Consider the following 23664-nt stretch of genomic DNA (forward strand, 5'->3'; position numbering starts at 1 on the left):
TATTAACTTATGTAAAGTTACGTTAAGATACGTTGCAGTTTCTTATCAAGCTTGTCAAAAGTTTGTTATCGTTCATTATCGGCATACATAAATTTAACAAAGAAAAAGAGATATGAAGACTTCTCAAACTCCCAACCATTTGGGTCAATCAGTGGCTCTAGGTCTGGTTTTAGTGGTAGCCAGTGTTGGTATTTTCATCCTGATGATGGTCCAAAGTGGTGCTTTGCAATCCTAGTTATCGTTGTGAATATGGATCAGGTTTGCTATACCTGGTTCAACTTTTCGTGAAACTCAAGAAGCCCACCTATAGCGCTATAGGTGGGTCTTGACACTCCCCGGTCTAAAGACGCGGGGATTCTTCGCTCAACGACTCGGCTTGCTGATCCTGGCCGGAACCAAGAACAGTAGAGGCCAAATCTCCCGAAGCGTTTGGATCGAGGATCCAGGTTCCGGTGTGCCCCACCGTACCCAAGGCTCGTTTTAGGATGTTGATTGCAGCGTTGTGATCACGATCTAATTTACAGCCACATTTACAGACGTGAGTCCTAGTGGATAGTGACTTCTTGACCACTTCACCGCATTCAGAACAGTTTTGGCTTGTATAGGCAGGATTAACCGCAATTGTGACCCGACCAAACTTAGTGCCAAAATGCTCCAACCATTTCCTGAATTGATACCAACCTGCATCATTAATAGACTTAGCCAGACAGTGATTTTTAACTAAATTTTTTACTCTTAAATCTTCATAGGCGACCAGGTCGTTAGACCGGATTACGCAGCGCGCCAGTCTCTTGGCGTGCTCTTCACGTTGCCTACTTATTTTAAGGTGCTGTCTACCTAATCTATTGATCGCTTTCTTGCGGTTAGCAGAGCCTTTCTTTCTCCGGGAAACCCGGCGTTGATAAAACTTTAATCGCTTTTCCCCAACTCTATAAAACCTGGGGTTGGGTTCAGACTTACCATCAGAATCAGTGTAGAACTCTTTTAGTCCTACATCTAGTCCAACAGTGTTTTTAGATGGTTCTAATTCTTCAGTCACATCAACTGAGACGCAGAATTGAACGTAGTAACCATCTGCTCTTTTGACTATACGGACTCGTTTTATCTGCTTCTTATCAAAGCGCCACAAGTCCCAGGTTCCCTTGAGCTTTAGCTTTCCGATTCCTTTTTTATCACTGAATGTGATTGACTTCTTATCAGGGGACAACTTCCATCCCGACTGTTTGTACTCAACCGATCTACAGTGCTTTTGAAAGCGTGGGAAACCTTTCTTTCCAGGTACTTTTTTCTTGCAGTTGTCAAAGAACCGAATAATTGATGACCAGGCTCTTTCAGCGCTAGACTGACGAGCGGTAGAGTTTAATTCACTAGCGAAAGGGAACTTTTTAGCCAGCACTGCACTATACTTGTTGAGGTCAAACTTGTTAACCCCTTTATTGTCCATCCAATACCTAAGACAGCTATTCCGGATGAATTTAACCGTCCGAATGGCTTCATCAATAGCCGAGTACTGGTTCTTTTTTCCTTTAACTTTAAACTCTAAAACAATCATCACTTTCGACCCTCTCTGTGACTATTTTAGTCTAGCATCTCCAGACTAAAATAGTAAACTCTAACCTGTTTTTTTTGTAGGCGGCTTTAGCCGCTATTCGCTTTCATCCCCGCTCTAAAGAGACGGGGTTTTCAGCGTTTCGATCTTTATAAATAAAGACATCTAAAAGACATCTACTACATACATCTAAAAGAGGATTGTTAAGTTATATAAATTTAACCTTCACATCCTCCAACAACACTAACCCTTCCGGTCTAGGCCGGAAGGGTTATTATCATAAGTTGACCCCAAACAATCCTGTAGCTTAACAAAACTTAACCAAAATTTATCCCGGCTAACCCTTCCCGATTAGCGGGTGTTCATGGTAAAACTCATCAGTAAGTGAACCTCCCAAAGTACACGAGCCTGATGACTATGAAAACATTGACCTTGCTACAGCAAACTTTGTTCCTCCTTGTTAGCTTATTTTTTTCCGTAGTGGCAACCCCCCTGCCAGAAATTGCTGAAGCAATGCCAACTCTGGTATCTAGCCGACAGCAGTATAATCAACAGCTCAATGACCTTCTCCATCAAGCACGAGAGTTGGTAGATGCGGGGGACTATGAGGGAGCTGTTGCGGTTTATAAAGAAGCAGCTAAGCTGGAGCAGAGAAACCCTAAGATTTTTTCGGGCATTGGCTATTTAAAGGCAAGTTTGGGCAAATTCCAAGACGCTGCCGCCGCTTACAAAAAAGCGATCGCACTAGAGCCAGAAAATGCTAATTTCCATTACGCACTGGGTTACAGTCTCGCCAATGCTGGGGACAATGCTGGTGCTGCTACGGCCTATCGTCGTGCCACTAGACTGAACCGAGAGAATATTAACGCCTATTTTGGTTTGGCCATTACCCTGCTACGTCAAAAGGACTATCAAGGGGCAATAGAAACCTATGAAAAAATCCTGGAAATTGAGCCAGACAACCTAACAGTATACCAGTTAATCGGTGCAGCCTGGTTAGAGCAGGAAAATTCCGAAGAAGCCATTAAAGTGTTCCAAAAAGCAGCGGAAATTGCTCCGAACGAAACCCGTATCCAACTAAGTTTGGGCACAGCTTGGTTGATACATGGAGATGAGATGGCTGGACTGGCGGCTTTTGAAAAAGCGGTGAAATTAGCCCCTCGTAATCCTGAAATTCACCTCCAAATCGGTCAAATTCTGGAATCGAGAGGGAATTTATCCAGGGCCCTCAAAGCATTTCGGCGAGCAGCTTCTGCCCAACCTGATTTAGTAGAAGCACAGGAGTACATCGGGAAAATTCTTCTCACCCAAGAACAATATGTACCAGCAGTAGTGACCTATAGACGTTTGATTGAACTGGCTCCAGAAAATGCCCAAGCTCACTATAACCTAGGAGTAGCCTTAAAAAAACGTTCTCGCGTCACCGAAGCCCTCACTGCTGTGGAAAAAGCCCTAGAACTTTACCAGACTCAACGGGATAACGAAGGGATTGAGCAGACCGAGTCTCTGCTTAAGCAACTGCAAGAGTTTCTTTAAGGATCAGCACAGATCCAAATCTTTTGGATCTATCCCTTTAGCTTTTAATTGCGACCGCAATGCTTTCATACGACTTCTTTCTTGGGCCAAGGTTTTTTGAGCTTGGTTTAAAGCTTCCTGTGCTTCTTCTAAAGCTTCCTCTGCTTGCTCTGCCCGTTGACGTTCTTGTTCTGCCTGTTGTTGAGCCCTATCTTTGAGCTCACTAATTTCCAAATAGCTAGCAAACCGCTGTCCATTTGGAGAATAAAGCACTAATTCCGACTCTACTAACTCAAAGGTAATTGCTAAACGGGGACTAACCCAACCTACCATCTGAGGGATGGGTTCTAAGGTTTCTCCTGAACGCAACCAGCCTTTTAGTTTTATCCGATTTGGGTCAAAAAGATAGTACTCTTCTACTTCATGGCTCTGATAAAACTTGAGTTTATCCTCTTCTAATTCTTTGATAGTGTTAGTTTCTGATGCAATTTCAAACACCACCTGGGGATTAAGATTATCTTCAACCCAGGTCTTGTAGGAACGCCGATGCCCTTTGGGTCTACCGACAACCACCATCACATCCGGTGCTTGGTTAATTTTTGGTTTTCCTTGTACTGGATACCACAACAAATCTCCAGCGACGAACACATTGGGGTCATCCTTGAATAGGACTTCTAGGCCATACTTAATGGTGGTAATTAGTTCAAATTGAAGGGTATTGTCCACCAAAGGTTTGCCGTCACTTTCCGGATATAAGATGTCATCGGTGGTCGGCTCGAGCTGCTGAACCATTGGAAAAACTGTTACCTGAGCTGATAAGCCTATTTTATCTTATCTAGGGTTTGTATATGGGTTGTAAACACAGGAATTGCCATAAAAGGCAAAAGGCAAAAGGCAAAAAGCAAGAGGGGCAAGAGCTCCGGAGTTTTCTTGGATAATAAAAAAAAACCTGATAAGTTTACATCTCATTTATAATGCCTATACCAACGGTTTCAGATATCAAAAACCGAAACTATCAATCCGTACCACTTGGGGAAATTTTTGTTAAAGATAACCTAAAAATTCCGTAAACTGCCTGGCTTTCCCAGGAAAATAATAATAATATATAGGTCAAGTTACTTGACTGCTATCGGTACTCCAGACAACTAGCTAGTTGTGCAGTGGCAAAACATGACTAATCGGCAAAGTAAGTCCTCAACCAGAGGGCTAGGGATATTGCCCTTAACTGAGGGAGCCATAACCCTAATCGGATGGGTGGTTATTGCTTTTTCTGGGAACTATGCCCTAGCCCAGATTACCCCTGATCAAACCTTGGGTAATGAATCTTCAGTGGTAACACCAAATCTAACTATCACCGGAGAGCCCGGGGACTTGATTGAAGGGGGAGCAGCGCGAGGTAGTAACCTGTTCCACAGCTTTCAAGATTTTAATGTTGGTCAGCTACAGCGGGTTTACTTTGCCAATCCAGTCGGAATCGATAACATTCTCTCTCGGGTGACCGGGAGTAATATCTCCAACATTCTAGGAACTCTTGGTGTCGATGGTGGAGCGAATCTGTTTTTACTCAATCCCAATGGCATCGTGTTTGGCCAGAATGCCAGGTTAGATGTGGCAGGTTCCTTTGTCGCCAGTACAGCCAATAGTTTAGTGTTCAACAACGGTACAGAATTCAGTGCCACCAATCCACAAGCCCCCCCTTTATTGAGTATTAATATTACTCCCGGATTGCAGTATGGCTTGAATCACCCCAAACCCAGCCAAATCACGAACGCTGGTTATTTAGTAGTCGGGCAAGACCTCACCCTAGCTGCTGGTCAGCTTGACTTACAAGGTCAACTAATTGCTGGGGGAGATGTGACACTCCATGGAGAAGATACAGTTCAAATACGCGATAGTATCGGGCGACCATTTATTGCCGCTGCTGGCGGTAAGTTATTGATTCAGGGCAATCAAGGGGTGGATATATTTGCCTTGAACCATCCAGACAGTGGTCTGTTTTCCGGTGGGGATCTGGTTTTGCGATCGCAAAATACTGTCGCAGGTGATGCCCACTATTGGACTGGTGGCAGTTTCCGGATTGAACAGCTCGATGGCAGTCTCGGAGATTTATTTAGTCCCGATGACCCGATTATTCGCTCAGTTGGGGATGTTAGTTTCAACAGCTATCTAGGCACCTCCCTACATATTGTGGCAGGGGGAGCGGTAGAGATCGGCTCTGTGATCATTACAGGCTCAGAAACAGGTACAGAAGGAATAGACTTTATTTCCGAAGCCATTACCTTATCTAATGGCACAGTAGTGAATATTAACGGTCAGACTGAACCGACTCTTGATATTCGTGCTGGAGTAGATCCGAATCAAGTTGATCCCCGTGGACTTACAGGCAAGCAATTCCGTGACATTTTCAATGGGAATATCTTTTTTGGCAGACCCACTATTACAGATAGTGCTACGAGTGCAGATATTAAAATCGGCACTATCGCTTTTACTAATCTCAATGATCTGTTGGCAGGAACCGTTTTACTAACCAATCAGTACAAGCCTAATCCCTTACTAGCAGGAGATATTGAAGTTTCAGCTACTCTAGATTTTTTAGCGCCAAATCTAGCCATTCAGAACGGCGAAGTATCCAAGGGAGGATCAGTTACTATCGATTCTCGCGGTAGCATTACTCTCAACGGTATAGTAAATACCATTGCTATTCCAAATAATGATGCGTCTAACCCTTTCTCTGGCAATGGCGGTGATGTTACGTTTTTGGCCAATGAGAACATCACCCTTAATCCAGGTTCTTTCATTGCTTCTGCTGGAATAGAGGGAGGTAAGATCACCCTCAACAGCGGTAGCAACTTTTTGCTGGATGACGCTGGTGTTGTTACTGTTACAACTGGGGCAGGTGTAGGAGGAAATTTAATTGTCAATGCCCCTGAGTCAGTGACATTAATTAATAGAGAAGGGTCAGGCTTCAAAAATTTAGGGAATTTGGTCAACGAGTTTACCAATTCAGACTTGGTAGAACAGCTCCTAGGTTTCGAGGGGTCTGGCTTGGCAACGGTTACAATTGGACCAGGGAATTCTGGGGACTTAACTATTGACACCAGAACTTTGAGTATCCAAAACCAAGCATCACAGAATCAAGAATCACCTAGTTATGCTGGAGCTACTACTATCGCTTTAGGTGGTAGTCGTGGCAAGAGTGGAAATTTAACTGTTAACGCTGAGTCGGTAGAAATTGTTGGCAACGAAACGGGTCCATTTACCCCTACTCCTAACGAACGGTTAGCCTTGGCTATCAGAGATATTCCCACGGGGTTGACGACTGCTACTGTAGGTAGTGGTCAGGGAGGGGACTTAACCATTAATACCCAACGTTTAACAATTCAGAATGGAGCTGGAGTAACCACAGGAACTGTTGCCAGAAGCCTAGAAAACCCAGGGGATGGGGGAAATTTAACCATAAATGCTACTGAGTCAGTGACATTGTCTGGTAAGGCGGCTTTGGCTACCGGTACCTTGAACTCATCTCAGGCAGGTAAGTTGGAGGTCAAAACACCCACATTGACTCTCGGGGATGGAGCGGTGATTGCTTCTGATACCATTGGTTCAGGGAATGCTGGGGACTTAACGATTAACACCGAGCAACTGTTAGTACGTGATGGCTCCAGAATTGGCGCAGCAACAGGAAATAGTGGTACGGGAGCCAATATAACCATTGCTTCGGACTTAGTCGAGTTAGTTGGTACTGCTGTCGATGATCAGAATACTGTAGTTCCTAGTGGTATATTCGCTAACTCTCAATTCATTGACATTGAAAATTTTACAAATGAACTTGGCGATGCTGGGAATATTAACATTGATACAGAAAATTTGATTGTTGGGGATGGGGCAGTTGTATTGAGTTCTACCGAAGGTCAAGGCATCGGTGGAACGATAACTATTGATGTTAATACTCTCGAAATTACTACTGGTGGACAACTTCGCACCACTGCCTTTGGGGAAGGTGGGGCTGGTGACATTACCCTGAATATCGATAACAGGGTGCTGATCGCAAATCTCAATAGCGGACTGTTAGCAGAGACTGAAGGCGCTGGGGCTGGTGGAACGATCACGATTAATACTCCAGAGCTGACACTCCAGGATCAAGGACAGATTTCTGCATTTACCTCTGGTACAGGAACTTCTGGAAGCATTGTTGTTGAGAATGCTGACTCTGTCGAGCTTGCCGACAACAGCTCAATTTCAACGGAGGTAAGGGCTGGTGCAAAGGTAAACCCTAGCCCAGGGGAGGAAGTGGGTAAGATTGATATTAAAACGCGATCGCTTACTTTAAACAATGACTCTCAAATAACTGCCAGCACATCTGGGCTTGGGAATGCAGGTAGTATCTTTATAAAAGATGCTCAACAGGTTAACCTTGATCTCAATAGTTCGATATCCACAGCAGTAAACCCTGGTGCAGTTGGCAATGGTGGGGATGTCGATATTGAAACCAAGTCTCTATCTCTAGATAACACCTCGGAAATTGAAGCAAGTACTGCCGGTACCGGAGATGCAGGTAGTATCACAATCCCAGATGCCCAGGAGGTTAACCTTGATCGGAATAGTTCGATATCCACAGCAGTAAATACTGGTGCAGTTGCCCAAAAAGACAGCAATATTGCGATTAAAACGCGATCGCTTACTTTAAACAATGACTCTGACATAACTGCCAGCACCTCTGGGATAGGGAATGCCGGTAGTATCACCATACAAGAGGCTCAACAGGTTGACCTGAATCGGAATAGTTCCATATCGACAGCAGTAAACTTTGGTGCAGAGGGCAATGGTGGGAATGTCGAGATTGAAACCAAGTCTCTATCCCTGGACAATCAGTCGCAAATTGAAGCGAGTACTGCCGGTAACGGAAATGCCGGTAGTATCAAAATCCCAGACGCAGAGGAAGTTTCCCTTAATCGGAATAGTTCGATCTCTACAGAGGTGAAGAAAGGTGCAATTGTCCAAAAAGACAACAATATTGATATTGACAGCAATATTGATATTAAAACGCGATCGCTTACTTTAAACAATGACTCTGACATAACTGCCAGCACCTCTGGGATAGGGAATGCCGGTAGTATCACCATACAAGAGGCTCAACAGGTTGACCTGAATCGGAATAGTTCCATATCCACAGCAGTAAATACTGGAGCAGAGGGCAATGGTGGGAATGTCGAGATTGAAACCAAGTCTCTATCCCTGGACAATCAGTCGCAAATTGAAGCGAGTACTGCCGGTAACGGAAATGCAGGTAGTATCACCATCCCAGATGCCGAGGAGGTTAACCTTAATCGGAATAGTTCGATATCTACAGAGATTAAGGAAGGTGCAGTTGCCGAAAAAGCTAGCAATATTGATCTAAAAACGCGATCGCTTACTTTAACCAATGACTCTGACATAACTGCCAGCACCTCTGGGATAGGGAATGCCGGTAGTATCACCATACAAGAGGCTCAACAGGTTAACCTTGATCGGAACAGTTCCATATCCACAGCAGTCAATACTGGAGCAGTTGGCAATGGTGGGAATGTCGAGATTGAAACCAAGTCTTTATCCCTGGACAATCAGTCGCAAATTGAAGCGAGTACTGCCGGTACCGGAGATGCCGGTAGTATCACCATCCCAGACGCAGAGGAGGTTAACCTTAATCGGAAGAGTTCGATATCCACAGCAGTAAACCCTGGTGCAGTTGGCGATGGTGGGAATATTGATCTAAAAACGCGGACGCTAAAATTAAATCAATCTCAAATAACTGCTGCTAGTACTGATGCTCAGGGCGATGCCGGTCAAGTCCAAGTGCGGGATGCTCAACAGGTTGACCTTAATCGGAATAGTTCGATATCTACAGAGATTAAGGAAGGTGCAGTTGCCGAAAAAGCTAGCAATATTGATCTAAAAACGCGATCGCTTACCTTAAACAATGACTCTAACATAACTGCCAGCACCTCTGGGATAGGGGATGCCGGTAGTATCACAATACAAGAGGCTGAACAGGTTAACCTTGATCGGAAGAGTTCGATATCCACAGCAGTAAACCCTGGTGCAGTTGGTAATGGTGGGGATATTGATCTAAAAACGCGGACGCTAAAATTAAATCAATCTCAAATAACTGCTAGTACTGATGCTCAGGGCGATGCTGGTAGTATCTTCATACAAGAGGCTCAACAGGTTAACCTTAATCGGAATAGTTCCATATCCACAGCAGTAAACTCTGGAGCAGATGCTGAAAAAGCCGGTAATATTGATCTAAAAACGCGATCGCTTACCTTAACTAATGACTCTCAAATAACTGCCAGCACTTCTGGGAAAGGGGATGCCGGTCAAATCAAAATACAAGAGGCTCAACAGGTTGACCTTAATCGGAATAGTTCCATATCCACAGCAGTAAACCCTGGTGCAGTTGGTAATGGTGGGGATATTGATCTAAAAACGCGATCGCTTACCTTAACCAATGAATCTGAAATAACTTCCAGCACTGCTGGTGATGGAGATGCCGGTAACATCACCCTTCAGGCTAAGCAAGTGACCATCCAGGGAGACTCACAGGTGTCAGCCACTACAACTTCTGGTGGTAAGGGTGGCAACATTGAAATAATTGAGGCCAATCGGTTTGAGGCTACCGACGGTGGCAACGTCAGAACCACCACCGAAGGTACTAACCAGGCTGGTGATATTACTCTGGAAGTACGAGATGATATTACTTTAGCTGGAACTGGAAGTGGGCTGTTTGCCAACACCACGTCCGGTTCTAGCGGCGATGGTGGCAATATTTTCGTTGACCCCAGAACTGTCACCATTCGGGATGGAGCCAAGATAGCTGTAGATAGCCAAGGCACCGGAAAAGGGGGCAATATTGAGCTTCAGGCAGGCACACTCACCCTTAATAATCAAGCAGAGCTATCCGCAGAAACGGCTAGCAACCAAGGGGGCAATATTACCTTAACCATTGACGAGTTGTTGTTCTTGCGACGGGAGAGTAAAATATCCACTACCGCAGGTACTGCTCAAGCTGGTGGAAACGGCGGCAATATTACGATTAATGCTCCCTTTATCATAGGCATTCGTCAAGAAAATAGCGACATTACTGCTAATGCTTTTGAAGGCAATGGCGGCAATATCAACATCACCACCCAAGGTATCATTGGGCTAGAGTTCCGAGAAAACCTCACTCCCCTCAGTGACATTACCGCTAGCTCTGAGTTTGGTGTAGATGGTACCGTCAACATCAATGCACCTCAAATTGACCCCAGCCGAGGGTTGTCGGAATTGCCAAGCGATGTCATTGATGTCTCTCAACTAATTGAAAAAAACCTCTGTGCTGCCGGTGAGGGCAGTGAATTTATTGCCACAGGTCGTGGTGGCTTACCGATTTCTCCTAACGAAACCCTGAACCCCAATGCTACATGGGACGATTGGCGTATCACTGAGCAACCTCAAACTAGGATCAGAAAACGTCGGTCAAGGTCAAGGCAGCATCAACTACAGATTAATCAACCACAGACCAATAACCCTAAACCTAAACAAATTGTAGAAGCCCAAGGCTGGGTTATCGGTGCCAACGGGGAGGTAATTCTCACCGCCCATCCAGTCATAGTGACTCCGAAGGGTACGTGGTTACATCAAGTAGATTGTCCGATGCTTCACCAAACCTTTAAGTAGCTGCGGTGAGTTTTCTGGGGAAGCCAGAGGATAGATCCTCCTCCCGTCCCCCTTAACAAGGGGGAAGCCAGAGGATAGATCCTCCTCCCGTCCCTCTTAACAAGATAGATCCCCCTCCCGTCCCCCTTAACAAGGGGGAAGCCAGAGGATAGATCCTCCTCCCGTCCCTCTTAACAAGATAGATCCCCCTCCCGTCCCCCTTAACAAGATAGATCCCCCTCCCGTCCCCCTTAACAAGGGGGAAGCTGTGCGATCGCTTTTCCCTGCTCCCTGCTCCCTGCTCCCTGCTCCCTGTTCCCTGTTCCCTGTTCCCTGTTCCCTAAAAACCCGGGACTGTGTACCTAACCGAATTGAGAACTGCCATAAATGAAGCGCCTAATTCAGTTTATTTTAATGACCTTGTTGGGGCTAATCTTAAGCCGTGGTGTACACGCACTACCCTTCTATGCTGCCCATCAGCACTCAGTCATCAGCACTCAGCCATCAGCAGTCAGCCATCAGCACTCAACTATCAGCACTGACCTATTAGCACTCAATAACAGTGAGCAGAACGCAACAGTAAGCAAGACACAACAGCAAGCAGGAAGCACGAAGCACTACCTGCTGCTGGAAAAAGGCAAACAATATTACGATGCTGGACAATATTCTGATGCTGCACGAGTATTGCAGCAGGCGGCACAAGCTTATCAAGCCACAGGAGATATCCTCAACCAAGCCCAAGCCCTGTGTTTGCTGTCCTTAGTCACTCAGCAACTTGGGGAATGGGATAAAGCCCAAGCAGCCATTGACTCCAGTTTGTCGTTGCTAGAAACTGTATCCAGGGGCGGTGAGGGAGTATTGGCTAAAGTGTTGAACACTCAAGGGCGTTTGCAATTGGTACAGGGAAATGCTGAAGCTGCCCTGAACACCTGGCAAAATGCTGAAGCACTGTATGCTAAAGCCAATGATCGGGTTGGTGTGCTTGGTAGCCAGATTAATCAAGCCCAAGCGATGCAGTCTTTGGGACTTTACCGTCGAGCCAAGAAGCTATTGACTCAGGTAAGACAAACCCTGCTGGCACAACCGGATTCTCCTCTAAAAGCTATTGGCTTACACAATCTTGGTAATGTGTTTCGACAAGCAGGGGATTTAAAGCAATCTAAACAGACCTTAACCAAAAGTTGGACAGTCGCACAACGAATAAAATCTCCAGAATCCCAGAGTCAAGTGTTACTGAGTTTAGGTAATACTGAGCGAGCCTTAGCCACAAGAGCAAAAGACTTGAATAATAACAAAGCATTCCAGCAGCATATCCAAGAGGCGATAACTCACTATCAACAAGCAGCAGCAACCACCACCTCACCTATCACCCAAATTCAAGCACAATTGAATCAGCTAAGTTTACTCATCGAAACAGACCAGGAGAAATCTGTTCAAGCGTTGTTGCCACAAATCCAGACATTGCTAACTAAATTACCATCCAGTAGAGCATCAGTTTACGCCCACGTAAATTTCGCTCAAAGTCTGATCAAGATCAGAAATCGAAAATTGCGTACGCAAATTACCAAACCAATTCCCACACCAATTCCCAATTCCCAAGACATTGCTCAACTACTCAACACAGCCATTGAGCAAGCTAAAACCCTAGAAGACAAACGAGCAGAATCCTATGCCCTGGGCACCCTTGGTAACTGGTTTGAACAAACTAAAGATTCGTCAAATGCCATAACCTTTACCAAGTCAGCGCTTCTGATTGCCCAAGGGATTAATGCACCAGATATTGCTTATCAGTGGCAGTGGCAAATGGGACGTATACTTAAGGCTGAAGCCGAACAAGCCACTAAAACCAGAAATGGTGATAGTGAAACAGTAAGCGACCTGATCCAGAATGCGATCGCTTATTATACCCAAGCCTCTAATACCTTAACGAATTTACGGAGTGATTTAGTTACTCTCAATCCTGACATCCAGTTTTCCTTCCGAGAACAAGTAGAACCGGTTTATCGACAGTTAGTTGATTTACTATTGCGTTCTCCTCAACCAAGTAACGATAATCTCAAACAAGCCCGTGATGCTATTGAAGCACTCCAGCTTGCTGAAATCGACAACTTCTTTCGAGACGCCTGCGCCAAGCCAGAAAAGGTCAACATTGATAATTTAGACCCTACAGCAGCGGTCATTTACCCGATTATCTTAAAAGACGGCTTAGCGGTAATCCTCAAATTGCCTGAACCAGATAACTTGCGTTACTATATCCATCATAACATATCAGAAGCTCAAGTAGACGAAGCGGTCAAAAAGTTCAGGAATTTCCTAAGAAGACGTAGCACTAGTATTAGCAAAGTCAAAAAAGAATCCCAACAAATTTATGACTGGCTAATCAGACCCTTTGAAGAAGAACTAGAGAGTAACCCTGAGGCAGACCAAAGCCCAATAAAAACCCTAGTATTTGTTCTAGATGGGTCATTACGAAATGTTCCTGTAGCAGCCCTTTATGATGGCAAACAGTATTTAATAGAACGGTATGCTGTAGCTGTGACCCCTGGCTTACAGTTAGTGGACCCCAAACCATTGCCACGGCAACAGCTAACAGCCCTAATTGCTGGAGCTACTAACGCTCCCAGCTTTAAAAAAGAAGCAGGGTAATCGCATTGAATTTGGTATAAATTGTACTTGACAAAAGAAATAAAGAGGATAATCAAACTCGGCCTTGGCAACAATCGAAGCAGTTTTGGAGGATCTTATCAAGTTATCATCAGAGAAATNAGCAATTCTAGACTTAACGGTTCCGAGAGAAGCGCCAGTAATTTCGGCAATTTCTTCATAAGCCATACCTTCGATTTCCCTAAGGATGATGGTAGTACGAAACACTTCTGGCAACTCTGATATTGCCTTGTGCAGTTGCTCATAAAACTCTCTGGTCGTCATATCTTCTTCTGGACCAGGCTCTGCTGAAGCAATTTCCCAATCCATATCGCCATCATCCATATGACGTGGTGCATCCAGAGACAGGGGGTGGGCTACCCGCTTGCGTTTGCGGAGCTCATCATAGAAAAGATTGGTGGCAATACGGCTTAACCAACCTTTGAACTTGACTGGTTCATTAAGTCGTTTAATATTACGGTAAACCCTAATCCAGACCTCTTGGGCTAAATCGGAGCGATCTTGCCAGTCTGGTGCTAAGTGATACAAAATCTTATCCACGTGGGACTGATACCGACGTAGTAGCTCAGCAAAGGCTGTGCGGTCAGGATTCATACCTTCCTGACAGCGTAAAACCAAATCATAGTTAGAGAGTTTCTCAGGTTGCACCGGCACTTGAGGAAGTGTTACCTCTGTTGACCAGGATAGAGAAATTGGTTGACTCATGATTGGAATAGCTTCTAAAACTTTCTTCCTCTCATTGACTCCCAACTTCTGCGATTGGTTCCCGCTCATCGAGCACTAGTCTATCTTACATTTTCACGCTTGTAGTGGACTGAGCCAGCAAACAGCCAATTAACTATTAAATTAACTAGTCATTTCCAATTAATTAACTATTAAATAAATTAATTATGGCCATAAGCAACTCAATTAACACTAGCTTAATGATATTTTGCTTTGGGTCAGCAGGATTGTTAATCTCAGCTACACTACCACAGCTTAAGCTGAAGCAACTTACACCTGAGATTAGCCAGGTCTTGCCAGCAACCTCTCGGTTGACCATAGCACGACTCGGTACACTAGAGACGTTGACAAAAACTTCTTCAGTATACCCGGAACTGGCACCGTTGTCATCCGAAAAGACAGCCTCAGATCTGGTAAAACCTCAGGTAACGCCAAAGAGACTGAAATCAAAAATTCCCAAGGTTTTACCAGCCACCTCTTATTTTACTGACGCAATTGCTGCTATTACTTACCAGGTAGTTGTGGATTTGAGTGATACTACGGTCTACTTGTACTGGGGAGAACAATTGCTCCAGAGCCACCCAGTTGCCATTGGTAAACCCGGTTGGGATACACCCACTGGCAGTTTCAAAATTATTCGCAAACAACCCAACCCTATTTGGAAAGAACCGATTACTGGTGAACTCATACCTCCTGGACCTGATAATCCTTTAGGAGAAAGGTGGATTGGTTTTTGGTCTGACGGGCACCATCAAATCGGGCTTCATGGCACTGATGAAGAAGAGCTAATCGGCACAGCGGTTTCCCACGGCTGCTTACGGATGCTCAACCAGGATATTAAACAGTTGTATGAGCAGGTAAGTCTAGGAACACCAGTCATTGTGAGAGATTAAACATCTCAACCGAAAAATTGCCATTGAAAAGGGATTTTTAACCATCACCTGTTAACACTGACTCAACGTAATCCATTTGAGCCCTGAGGCTTTGGCTCAAAGTGTGGTGCAAACTCCTCTAACATATTACTAATCTGTTCCATCAGATCGCTGTTTTTTTTGCCGATTGCTTGGCGATCAGCGCCAAAATCAGGTCGCTCTAGATATTTGGCTATGGCATCCTTGACTTGATGGTTAATTAAATCCATTAGGTCTTGCTTTGCTCTTTTACGCTGGTATTGAGCACCTTTTTCGGTAGTGGCATAGAGAGGGGGCAGTCTATTGAGGGCATAGGCAGCAATATCTCCTAGCTCCAGAAAGTGATCGCTCTTGTCTTCTATCTTGGTAAATTGATCAATTGCTTCGCTTAATACCAACTCTTCCATGACATTGATAAACTGCTTGCGAGCAGCTGTAACCACCTCACCACATAGAAGCGCCCCCATCAGTCTGTCTAATGCCATATATTCTTCAATGGAGAGTTCCGAAGCTGTGTCACAAAGGCGACCGACCTCACTCTCCATCAGGGGAGTTAAGTAGCCATCTTTCAACGCTTTTTCTACAATTTGCTCAATTCTCATGAGTAGATTTAATAGCTATTGATTTAATGGTCAAAATAATTAATAGTATAATCTAGGAATTTAGCTTCGTCTTTATCTGATTAAGCTGATCCCGATGGGTGAATCTGGGGGATTTCGTGAAGCGGAGTCAGTGGTTAGTGGGATTTCCTAGTAAAATCAAAAAAAGAGTAGGAGTAAGTTAGCCATAGGGCTTTAGCCTATGACTAGCTACAAACACGAGGAATTTATGGAGTAGTGGTCAATAACCACTAAATCCTAAGGGAAGGACAAGTTAACAGCTAACCAATAGGGAAAGGGCAAGAGTAAAGAAAATTTTTCCCTCTTGCCGGTTACGTTTACCGATACTTTTTAGCTACCAAAATCTACTTTGCCGATTTTAGCCCACTAATGCAAGCTGCTTAAGCAGCCAGGGGGTATCTCCCAAGGCCAAGATAGGTTTTGTTCCGCTCAAGGCGCATAAATCTGTGTTTAATAGAAAACGCAACCACTATCATGGTTTGCTTTGGTTTTCGGCTTCAATTCAAGGAACCAGAATGTTTTCAATGACACTATAAAACTAATCAAAGTCTAACATATTTTTGGAGATACTGCAAGATATTTGGAGAAAATCGTCAACAGTGGCTAGCCCTTTACCCTTGATGTTTAGATTTATCTATGATAGCAAATGTGCTGGCTTAGTTATAGTATAGGTGATCCAGGTGACATACTCCCGACGCTGACAAGCGCGGTACAGCGTGGGCTTCTTACCAACACCATCCAACGATATCGGCTTTCGCCGACGCTGCGCGAACGGTTACACGGGTTACTTTATTAACGACACGGTCAGAAGTTACCGTAAGGATAGGGTCGCCTTTATGGTTGTCGGCTATGGGTAAAAAGGTTAAATCTTATTGATTAAGGCGACCCTATCTATCGGTTTCGTCTCCGGGATGCCCCTCCGCGCCGGAACAATACAACTCGTTCTATGTTTAGCTAGTAGGTGGCGGTTAGCTCTTAATTTGTTTCCCCTACTGTCCCTAGTATAGCCCATTGGCATTTCGACGTTCCGACCCTTGCCCCGCGCTTCCCATACGACACTTACCCAATGAAGGTAAAGTGCGGGGCTTCTCGCGGTTTAGCTAAGTGATGGGCTAGGGTCAGGTCAATTGATACCTTCCCATCTCCAGGGTACTGGGTCAACCGACTTACCGTGAACATAGAGACCCCAATGTAGATGAGGACCAGTGGAAGCACCTGTAGAACCAATGGTACCAATGACCTGGCCAGCTTGAACAAAATCCCCCTCTTTAACTTTAATTTCGCTCAAGTGCAGCATGATACTGAGTACCCCTTGACCATGGTTAATCCCTACGGTGTTCCCATGAACCCGGAAACCTTCAGACTCTCGTCCCACTAGTGCTATCCTTCCTGCTGCTGGTGCTACTACTGGTGAACCGAAGCGACCGGCATAGTCAACACCACGATGGTAGTAGTTTTTAGCATAGACACCGTTGTAGTAGCGACGAACACCGAAAACACTGGAGACACGAGCATTGTTGGGTCTATAGAATTTACCATTCCAGAATTTTTCTGGGGTCAATAATTTTTTAAACTGGGCAACCCGATTTAATTCAAATTGGGTTGCTGGGGCAGAGGCTTTGCCAGACAGCCAGATGCGTTGGACAGGGAAAGACCGATTCTGAAGTGGTACAGCTATGTTGTTAACTTTACCATCACCAGCCACTCGTAAAACCAATTTTCCTGGTTTATCTAATGGGGTAGTGGGTACTAAAGCGCGATAACGATTTGTCCCTGTCGCAAAGGTAGGATAGGTCTTTTGACCCATAGAAACGGTTGGTGGTGAACCAACTGTTTCGGTTTGAATTACCACTGACAAAGTATCGCCTAACTGGGGATTTTCTGGTTGAACTTGTACCTGTAAAGCTTGCACTGGTTGGCACAGGGCTACAAAACCCGATGCCAGGGCTATTGCTGTCGTTGTAATCAGGCGTTTGGCAAGGTGCTTTGCACTCAGAAGTGGGGTGGGACTAGAAGGAGAATAGTGCTCTAGCCCTGATAGTGAGCCATGAGAGGATAGTGATTTCACTGACTTATACAAAGCGCGACTATAGATTTTTATTCTTTAGCTACTGGGGCATAGACTATCATTTAGCCCAGTGTGTTTCCAATTCCATCTAGTTTGCAGATGAACGGGACCAAAGAAGATTGAGTCAGGTGCCATCATAAAAGGACATCTAACTAAGGTGGATAGTCTATCACACTAACGGTTAGGCTAACTCGGTGGATGGATTCTCTATATCAATCAATCCCAAACTATGAAATAGTTTTTTTTAAGGGTAACTCACGATTGCCAAACTAAGTCGAGGTTTAAATTAATGGACAGTTGGATCATCAAGCTCCATGACTTCATTGGTGAAATCCCATTCCTGGTGATTTCTTTAATTACAGCCGTAACATTTTGCTTTTGGTTAATTCCCTACACCACTGACTTGATGGTCAGCTGTGCAGCGGGTCTTGCTGGTGACTATTTAGGGCGCGAGCAACGCACCTTGGTGATTAACTCAAGTACCAACAATCCTGAGTTACTTTTAATGCTTGTCTCACTGGGATTAGGTAGGCTAGGAGGGATAGCTACCCCACTAGGCTCAAATTTTGCAAACATTTATATTATGTTTTTTGTTGCTCCATTATTTGTTTTAGTTAAGTGGTTTTTTAAGAGGGATTTCAATAAGATATTAAATCTCATGACTCTAATCAATCGTGAAAAAAAGTTGGTAATTTGGCATTCAATTATGTCCTTAAGTATGTTTGGATTTGCCAGTATAGCCTATTGGTGCCTAACCGGAGGCTTTCAGTTTAATTATTTATCAGAAGACATCCCATTAAGAACATGGCACTGGTTATTAATCGGAGTGTTGATCTGTATAATTGGGATTGGGATATTTGTGTATTTTGAAAATAACTTGAAAAAGAAGCGCCCAGGATTATTTGAAGATATCACTGAGGAAGATTTTGAGTCAAACTGGTGGAAGTTTTTTTTAGGGACTATATCCCTGACGGTATTATGTTATGTTTTAAATGCCTTATTCTTGGCCTATACTGAACTATATAGTTCAGTATTAAGTCAGTGGTTGGGCTCAGCAGTTTTTGTGGGATTACATTATTTTATCGGTAGTCTGATATCTTCTTTACCAGAAGCGAATGTGGCAATAAAAAACTATGAACGTCTAACTTCACCGGATCTAAATACAGCCCTAGCATCAGCAAGTCAATCAAATATGACTAATCTTGCCCTGGGATGCTTGGGCTGTATTATCGCAACTATCTTGTTACTGACTGGACTAAGCTATAAGTTGTAAATCAAAAATGAAGAATTCAGAATGAAGAATTCAGAATGCAGAATTCAGAATGCAGAATGCATTCAAAGAACAGTCTTGAGCCTTGAGCCTTAAAGCTTTAGCCTTGAGCTGCTTGTGGCTTTAGATAAGCGATCGCATGATGAGGGATCATGATGGTCTGCTGATCTTGAGTGATCAGACACAGGCAGTTTTGATCTTGCCAGCACAACTTCCCCCTGAAGGAATCCCCGGTAAGAAGTTTTAGCTCTAGGAGTTGTTGGTCTTTGATATAGCCTTGAATTTGACTAATACTGGGCAAGCCGGTATCGAATTGGGCCATAATCACAAAAAATCGTGGAATGCGTGGGAACCCTACCAATCATAACCAATCATACTTGGCCAGGAGGGTTTTTGGCGTTTTGGGCAGCATAATCAGAAAAAGTATTTTAATCAGTCGGTAGCTAAATCGAGGAAAATTCGCGAAACTTAAACAAAAGGCTGCAAAAGAATTACCATAGCACCAGAGCCGATTAATAGGGAGTTTACTATGGAGTTTACAAAGTACCATGGACTTGGGAATGACTTTATTCTGATTGATAATCGGGATGACCTGGAACCCAGAATAACCTCAGAGCAAGCACTGCAGCTATGCGATCGCAATTTTGGAATCGGTGCAGATGGTGTTATTTTTGCCCTGCCAGGACAAGACGGTACTGACTATACGATGCGGATTTTCAACTCTGATGGTTCTGAACCAGAGATGTGTGGTAATGGGATTCGCTGTTTAGGAAAGTTTCTGGCTGATTTAGAGGGGGATAATCACAAAACCCACTATCGGATCCATACCCTGGCTGGGGTGATCATTCCTGAACTCAAGGGCGATGGTAAAGTCAGGGTGGATATGGGGATGCCCCAGCTTAGTGCAGCTCAAATTCCCACTGTTTTGGCAGAGGCTGACCAAAAGGTGATCAATACCCCCATGGAAATAGCAGACAAATTATGGGAGGTTACCTGTGTCAGTATGGGGAATCCTCACTGTATTACCTTTGTGGAGGATGCCGATGCCATACCTCTGGAAACCATTGGTCCACTGTTTGAGCATCACTCAGTTTTCCCCCAACGAACCAATACAGAATTTATCCAAGTGGTGCGTCCCGATTATCTCAAGATGCGGGTTTGGGAGCGGGGTGCTGGGGCAACTCTCGCCTGTGGCACGGGGGCTTGTGCGTCTGTGGTGGCTGGTGTGTTAACTGAGAAAAGCGATCGCATTTGTACCGTGGAGCTTCCTGGTGGTTGTCTCGACATTGAATGGTCCGAAACCGATCAGCGAGTTTACATGACTGGGCCAGCTGAGCAAGTTTTCACGGGTAAACTATCACAAATCTGGGGATAAGCCCAGATTTGTTGGCTTGAGATCAATCTTCCTTGGAAAATCCGGCTTTAAACTGCTTGACTACTTGATCGAGACCCACGGAATGGGAGGCTTTAAACAATAGACGATCCCCAGGTTGGACAAACCCCAGTAGATGTTCCACTAGAGGATTAGAGTCACAGAAACACTCAACTGGCACCGAAGTAACACCGGTTGCGATCGCTTCCGCTTCTGGCTCACTTTCATCCACCAAAATCCGCAAGCCATCTAGATTGAGTTGCTCAACCTTTTGACCCACTTGCTGATGAAGTTCACCGGATTTGGTTCCCAATTCCTTCATCGCCCCAAGTACTGCTATATGGCGTTTGCCAGGAGTCTGAGCCAGCATTTCTAGGGCAGCTACCATAGATTCAACTCCAGCATTGTAGGTTTCATCAAGAATCACTACATCGTTAGGTAACTCATAACGCTGGGATCGCCCTGCCGGTAGCTCAACCTCTAAACCATTCCTGAGGGTTTCCCAATCCACCCCCAATAATTTCCCAATGGCTAGGGCCCCTACATAGTTCAGGGCATTGTGGCGACCTGGGAGGGGGATAGGAAACTCCATGCCCTCTACTTTCAGGATTTCCGGTGCAATCAACTCTCCTTGGACATCACCACCCTCTAAACCATAGGTTATGGTTTGCCCTTGCCAAACCTCAGCTGCGGTATCAATTAGGCGTTGATTGTCGTGATTGAGAACCGCTACACCCTTGTTGGACATATGTGCTAATAACTCACACTTGGCTTTTGCGATCGCTTCAGTAGAACCCAACAGACCAATATGAGCTGTACCCACATTAGTAATCACCCCCGCCGTGGGGTTGGCTATCTCGGTCAATTCAGCAATCTGTCCTGAACCACGCATTGCCATCTCGATTACAGCATAGTCATGGTCTGGTGCCAACTCCAGCAAGGTTTTGGGTACACCAATTTCATTGTTGTAATTGGCCTGGGTTTTGAGTACAGTTCCTTTAGTAGACAAAACTGCTGCGATTAGCTCCTTAGTGGTAGTTTTGCCTACAGAACCAGTGACAGCAATCACCGGAATCTCAAACTGGTCACGCCACCACCGAGCAATTTGCTGGTAGGCTTTGAGAGTATTTTCTACCTGAATCAGCGGCAAACCTTCGAGTTGGGTAACTTTAGTCGCCTCAGCAATGACCGTTAATGCCCCCTTCTCTACAGCCAGAGCTGCATAATCATGACCATCAAACTTTTCACCCCGCAGCGCTAAAAATAGTTGACCCGGCTCAAGGTGACGGGTATCAGTGGTAATGCCAGTGAATGACTTTTCCAGGATTTTTTCTGGAATGTCTACGGTCTTGGCGGCGAGAATGTCAACTAATTTTCCTACAAGAAGCCGACACACCATAAATTTCTTGTTCCCCCAGTGTCCTAATTGTGCTGTTTTCTCTAAACGCTCTATTTTCCTGGTCAGCCAATAACTTTCACATGGTTTTTACTTAATTTTCACAATTTCCACTCATTGGCACAATTAGGTAAAGAGTAAATGAAGATATACTAATACTAGAAGAGGTCACCTAAAGTTTAGGTGATCATTAGAATATATCTACCACCGTAGATATATTGTGATACACCGAACTCTCTTTGTGTTAGCTAAGCCGCTCAAAGTTGAATTTTCATCTTCTGAAGCCAACCACCATTGATGAGCCCTAGCTTTAGCACCTAGGAGAGCTACCTAAAGTGACCACCTGGAGAGACTCTAAAGAAGATGAAGATATACTAATACTAGAAGAGGTCACCTAAAGTTTAGGTGATCATTAGAATATATCTACCACCGTAGATATATTGTGATACACCGAACTCTCTTTGTGTTAGCTAAGCCACTCAAAGTTGAATTTTCATCTTCTCAAGCCAACCACCATTGATGAGCCCTAGCTTTAGCACCTAGGAGAGCTACCTAAAGTGACCACCTGGAGAGACTCTAAAGAATCGGAAATTCGACATATTAGCTTGCCAGAGCAGCAAGTCTACAATCACTTACTCCAGTGGGTAAGGGTAGAATCACCAAAGCAATCAATTGAACGCTTCCAAAGGCTCTTCCTGGATGGAGTGGGATACGAAGATTTTGAAATCTGGTTGGCCTTGGAAAAGATAGTAATGGATAAGCGGGCTCCGACAGAGTTCCGATTTGTGGTCAATCGCTGCTGCCATATTCTGATCAATCACTGGCATCTGAAACCAAACACCAGAAGAGCAGTCCAAGAATTGGTAGCTCTGTTTGATCATGTGCCGTCTCCTTTGAGGGTTCACTCTCGGGCTCCTAGACGCCTGCGGCAACTAATGCAGATGTTCAAAAGAACAGAGCAATATCTAACCTTGCAACGTCTGTCTATAGTAATGAATGATACACCTCAATACTCTAATGGTTCTAAGCCAGTGGCAAACTTGATTCAGCGGTACCCCTACTTATATGAACATTGCTTACTCAGTGAAGACAGCTCTCAGGAATATCAGCAAACTGTCCGGCAAGTTCAAGCTATGGTTCAACGGCGCTTTGATTGTGATTTATCTAAGTACGTAACCTATCAGGTGCGATGCGCCAATCTCAGGCGAAATCGGGCTATCACGAGTCCAAGACGAATTATTCAACCAGTGTCAAATCCCACATTGCTGACCGAACGAGAGTTGGCGAGTGCTCTCAAGCAGTTTTTTGGCAAAGTGCAAGGGTCTTACACTTACCAAGATGTTGCTCGTAGCTTCCATACCCACAGTCAGCACACAGCCTGTTTCAAAGACTTCAAGGAAGATTTATATGAATATTTGATTGCCTCGATTGACCCAGCCTATGGGAAGCAACAGTTTAACAAGCGATTGTATACTCATTTGCAAAACACCTTGCCTGAATGGGATTACCAAACGCCCAATGAATTTATGGTGGTGCGCACCTGTACTCAATTGTTAAACTTTTTGGTGGTGGAAAGCCCTAAACGCCCCAATCACTATACATTTGTTGATTTGATTACCAATCTAGGAACCACCATTACCACTGGACTATTGATCAAGATAGTATTGATCTGCCGTAAAGTCAAGCCCTATTTAGAAAAGCGATTTTCGATTTTGTTTAACCACTACGAGTCCGAAACCAGAAACAGCGTACCCTGGTTAGTCCCGTCTCTGGAAAACTTGAATATTGCCTTGAGTGTACACTTTGGCTCAGCTGATATCTCCTGCCTTAATCAGATTATGTGAGTTATTGCGTAGCGCTATAACTAGAGCTTGTAACTATAGCGTTTATCATACCTATGAG

The 23664-nt window shown here is 44.5% G+C and carries 16 protein-coding genes and 1 pseudogene; 10 read left to right on the forward strand and 7 right to left on the reverse strand.

The window, feature by feature from the left end; all coding sequences use genetic code 11:
* The first annotated feature begins 112 nt into the window (after positions 1-112).
* On the forward strand, positions 113-235 hold the full coding sequence (locus F6K51_RS08645; protein WP_008180130.1) for a hypothetical protein: 123 nt from the start codon (positions 113-115) through the stop codon (positions 233-235).
* A gap of 105 nt (positions 236-340) precedes the next feature.
* On the opposite strand, the gene F6K51_RS08650 is transcribed toward F6K51_RS08645, so the two are convergent.
* Positions 341-1552, reverse strand: a complete 1212-nt coding sequence (locus F6K51_RS08650) for an RNA-guided endonuclease TnpB family protein (RefSeq protein ID WP_293019591.1) — start codon at positions 1550-1552, stop codon at positions 341-343.
* Between the two features lie 408 nt (positions 1553-1960).
* Between F6K51_RS08650 and F6K51_RS08655 the strand changes: the two genes are divergently transcribed.
* Positions 1961-3085 carry a tetratricopeptide repeat protein gene (locus tag F6K51_RS08655; RefSeq protein ID WP_293019593.1) on the forward strand — a complete coding sequence of 375 codons (1125 nt, stop codon included), beginning with the start codon at positions 1961-1963 and terminating at the stop codon, positions 3083-3085.
* A gap of 3 nt (positions 3086-3088) precedes the next feature.
* Here the strand turns inward: F6K51_RS08655 and F6K51_RS08660 are convergent, their stop codons facing one another.
* Positions 3089-3856 (reverse strand): Uma2 family endonuclease, encoded by a 768-nt coding sequence (locus tag F6K51_RS08660; RefSeq protein WP_293019595.1) that lies wholly within the window; start codon positions 3854-3856, stop codon positions 3089-3091.
* Between the two features lie 378 nt (positions 3857-4234).
* Between F6K51_RS08660 and F6K51_RS08665 the strand changes: the two genes are divergently transcribed.
* The 3 genes from F6K51_RS08665 (at position 4235) to F6K51_RS08675 (ending at position 13384) form a co-directional block, all read left to right on the forward strand.
* Positions 4235-10759, forward strand: coding sequence for a filamentous hemagglutinin N-terminal domain-containing protein (locus F6K51_RS08665; RefSeq protein WP_293019597.1), 6525 nt, complete (start codon positions 4235-4237; stop codon positions 10757-10759).
* A 247-nt stretch (positions 10760-11006) separates the two neighbouring features.
* Positions 11007-11129, forward strand: a complete 123-nt coding sequence (locus tag F6K51_RS08670; RefSeq protein WP_293019598.1) for a hypothetical protein — start codon at positions 11007-11009, stop codon at positions 11127-11129.
* Entirely contained in the window at positions 11126-13384 is a 2259-nt protein-coding gene (locus F6K51_RS08675; protein WP_293019600.1) for a CHAT domain-containing protein, read from the forward strand. Before F6K51_RS08670 ends, F6K51_RS08675 begins: the two co-directional genes overlap by 4 nt.
* Before the next feature lie 120 nt (positions 13385-13504).
* Here F6K51_RS08675 and F6K51_RS08680 read toward each other — a convergent pair.
* A pseudogene (locus F6K51_RS08680) lies at positions 13505-14107 on the reverse strand (sigma-70 family RNA polymerase sigma factor); the annotation flags it as partial.
* Positions 14108-14292: 185 nt separating this feature from the next.
* Here F6K51_RS08680 and F6K51_RS08685 point away from each other — a divergent pair.
* Positions 14293-15018 carry a L,D-transpeptidase gene (locus tag F6K51_RS08685; RefSeq protein WP_293019602.1) on the forward strand — a complete coding sequence of 242 codons (726 nt, stop codon included), beginning with the start codon at positions 14293-14295 and terminating at the stop codon, positions 15016-15018.
* 62 nt (positions 15019-15080) lie between these two features.
* Here the strand turns inward: F6K51_RS08685 and F6K51_RS08690 are convergent, their stop codons facing one another.
* Entirely contained in the window at positions 15081-15638 is a 558-nt protein-coding gene (locus F6K51_RS08690; protein ID WP_293019604.1) for a late competence development ComFB family protein, read from the reverse strand.
* Positions 15639-16372: 734 nt separating this feature from the next.
* Between F6K51_RS08690 and F6K51_RS08695 the strand changes: the two genes are divergently transcribed.
* Positions 16373-16513, forward strand: a complete 141-nt coding sequence (locus F6K51_RS08695; RefSeq protein WP_293019606.1) for a hypothetical protein — start codon at positions 16373-16375, stop codon at positions 16511-16513.
* 266 nt (positions 16514-16779) lie between these two features.
* Here F6K51_RS08695 and F6K51_RS08700 read toward each other — a convergent pair whose 3' ends face one another.
* Positions 16780-17724: a M23 family metallopeptidase gene (locus tag F6K51_RS08700; RefSeq protein WP_293019608.1), complete on the reverse strand. Its 945-nt coding sequence runs from the start codon at positions 17722-17724 to the stop codon at positions 16780-16782.
* A 406-nt stretch (positions 17725-18130) separates the two neighbouring features.
* Between F6K51_RS08700 and F6K51_RS08705 the strand changes: the two genes are divergently transcribed.
* Positions 18131-18997, forward strand: coding sequence for a hypothetical protein (locus tag F6K51_RS08705; RefSeq protein ID WP_293019610.1), 867 nt, complete (start codon positions 18131-18133; stop codon positions 18995-18997).
* Between the two features lie 97 nt (positions 18998-19094).
* Here the strand turns inward: F6K51_RS08705 and F6K51_RS08710 are convergent, their stop codons facing one another.
* Positions 19095-19316, reverse strand: coding sequence for an RNA-binding protein hfq (locus F6K51_RS08710; RefSeq protein ID WP_293019611.1), 222 nt, complete (start codon positions 19314-19316; stop codon positions 19095-19097).
* 207 nt (positions 19317-19523) lie between these two features.
* On the opposite strand from F6K51_RS08710, the gene dapF reads away from it, so the two are divergent.
* Entirely contained in the window at positions 19524-20369 is an 846-nt protein-coding gene (gene dapF, locus F6K51_RS08715) for a diaminopimelate epimerase (protein WP_293019612.1), read from the forward strand.
* A 22-nt stretch (positions 20370-20391) separates the two neighbouring features.
* Here the strand turns inward: dapF and murF are convergent, their stop codons facing one another.
* Positions 20392-21765, reverse strand: coding sequence for a UDP-N-acetylmuramoyl-tripeptide--D-alanyl-D-alanine ligase (gene murF / locus F6K51_RS08720; protein ID WP_293019614.1), 1374 nt, complete (start codon positions 21763-21765; stop codon positions 20392-20394).
* 554 nt (positions 21766-22319) lie between these two features.
* Between murF and F6K51_RS08725 the strand changes: the two genes are divergently transcribed.
* Positions 22320-23606, forward strand: a complete 1287-nt coding sequence (locus tag F6K51_RS08725; protein ID WP_293019616.1) for a hypothetical protein — start codon at positions 22320-22322, stop codon at positions 23604-23606.
* Positions 23607-23664 lie beyond the last annotated feature (58 nt).

Source organism: Moorena sp. SIO3I8, from assembly GCF_010692325.1.
Taxonomy (GTDB): Bacteria; Cyanobacteriota; Cyanobacteriia; order Cyanobacteriales; family Coleofasciculaceae; genus Moorena.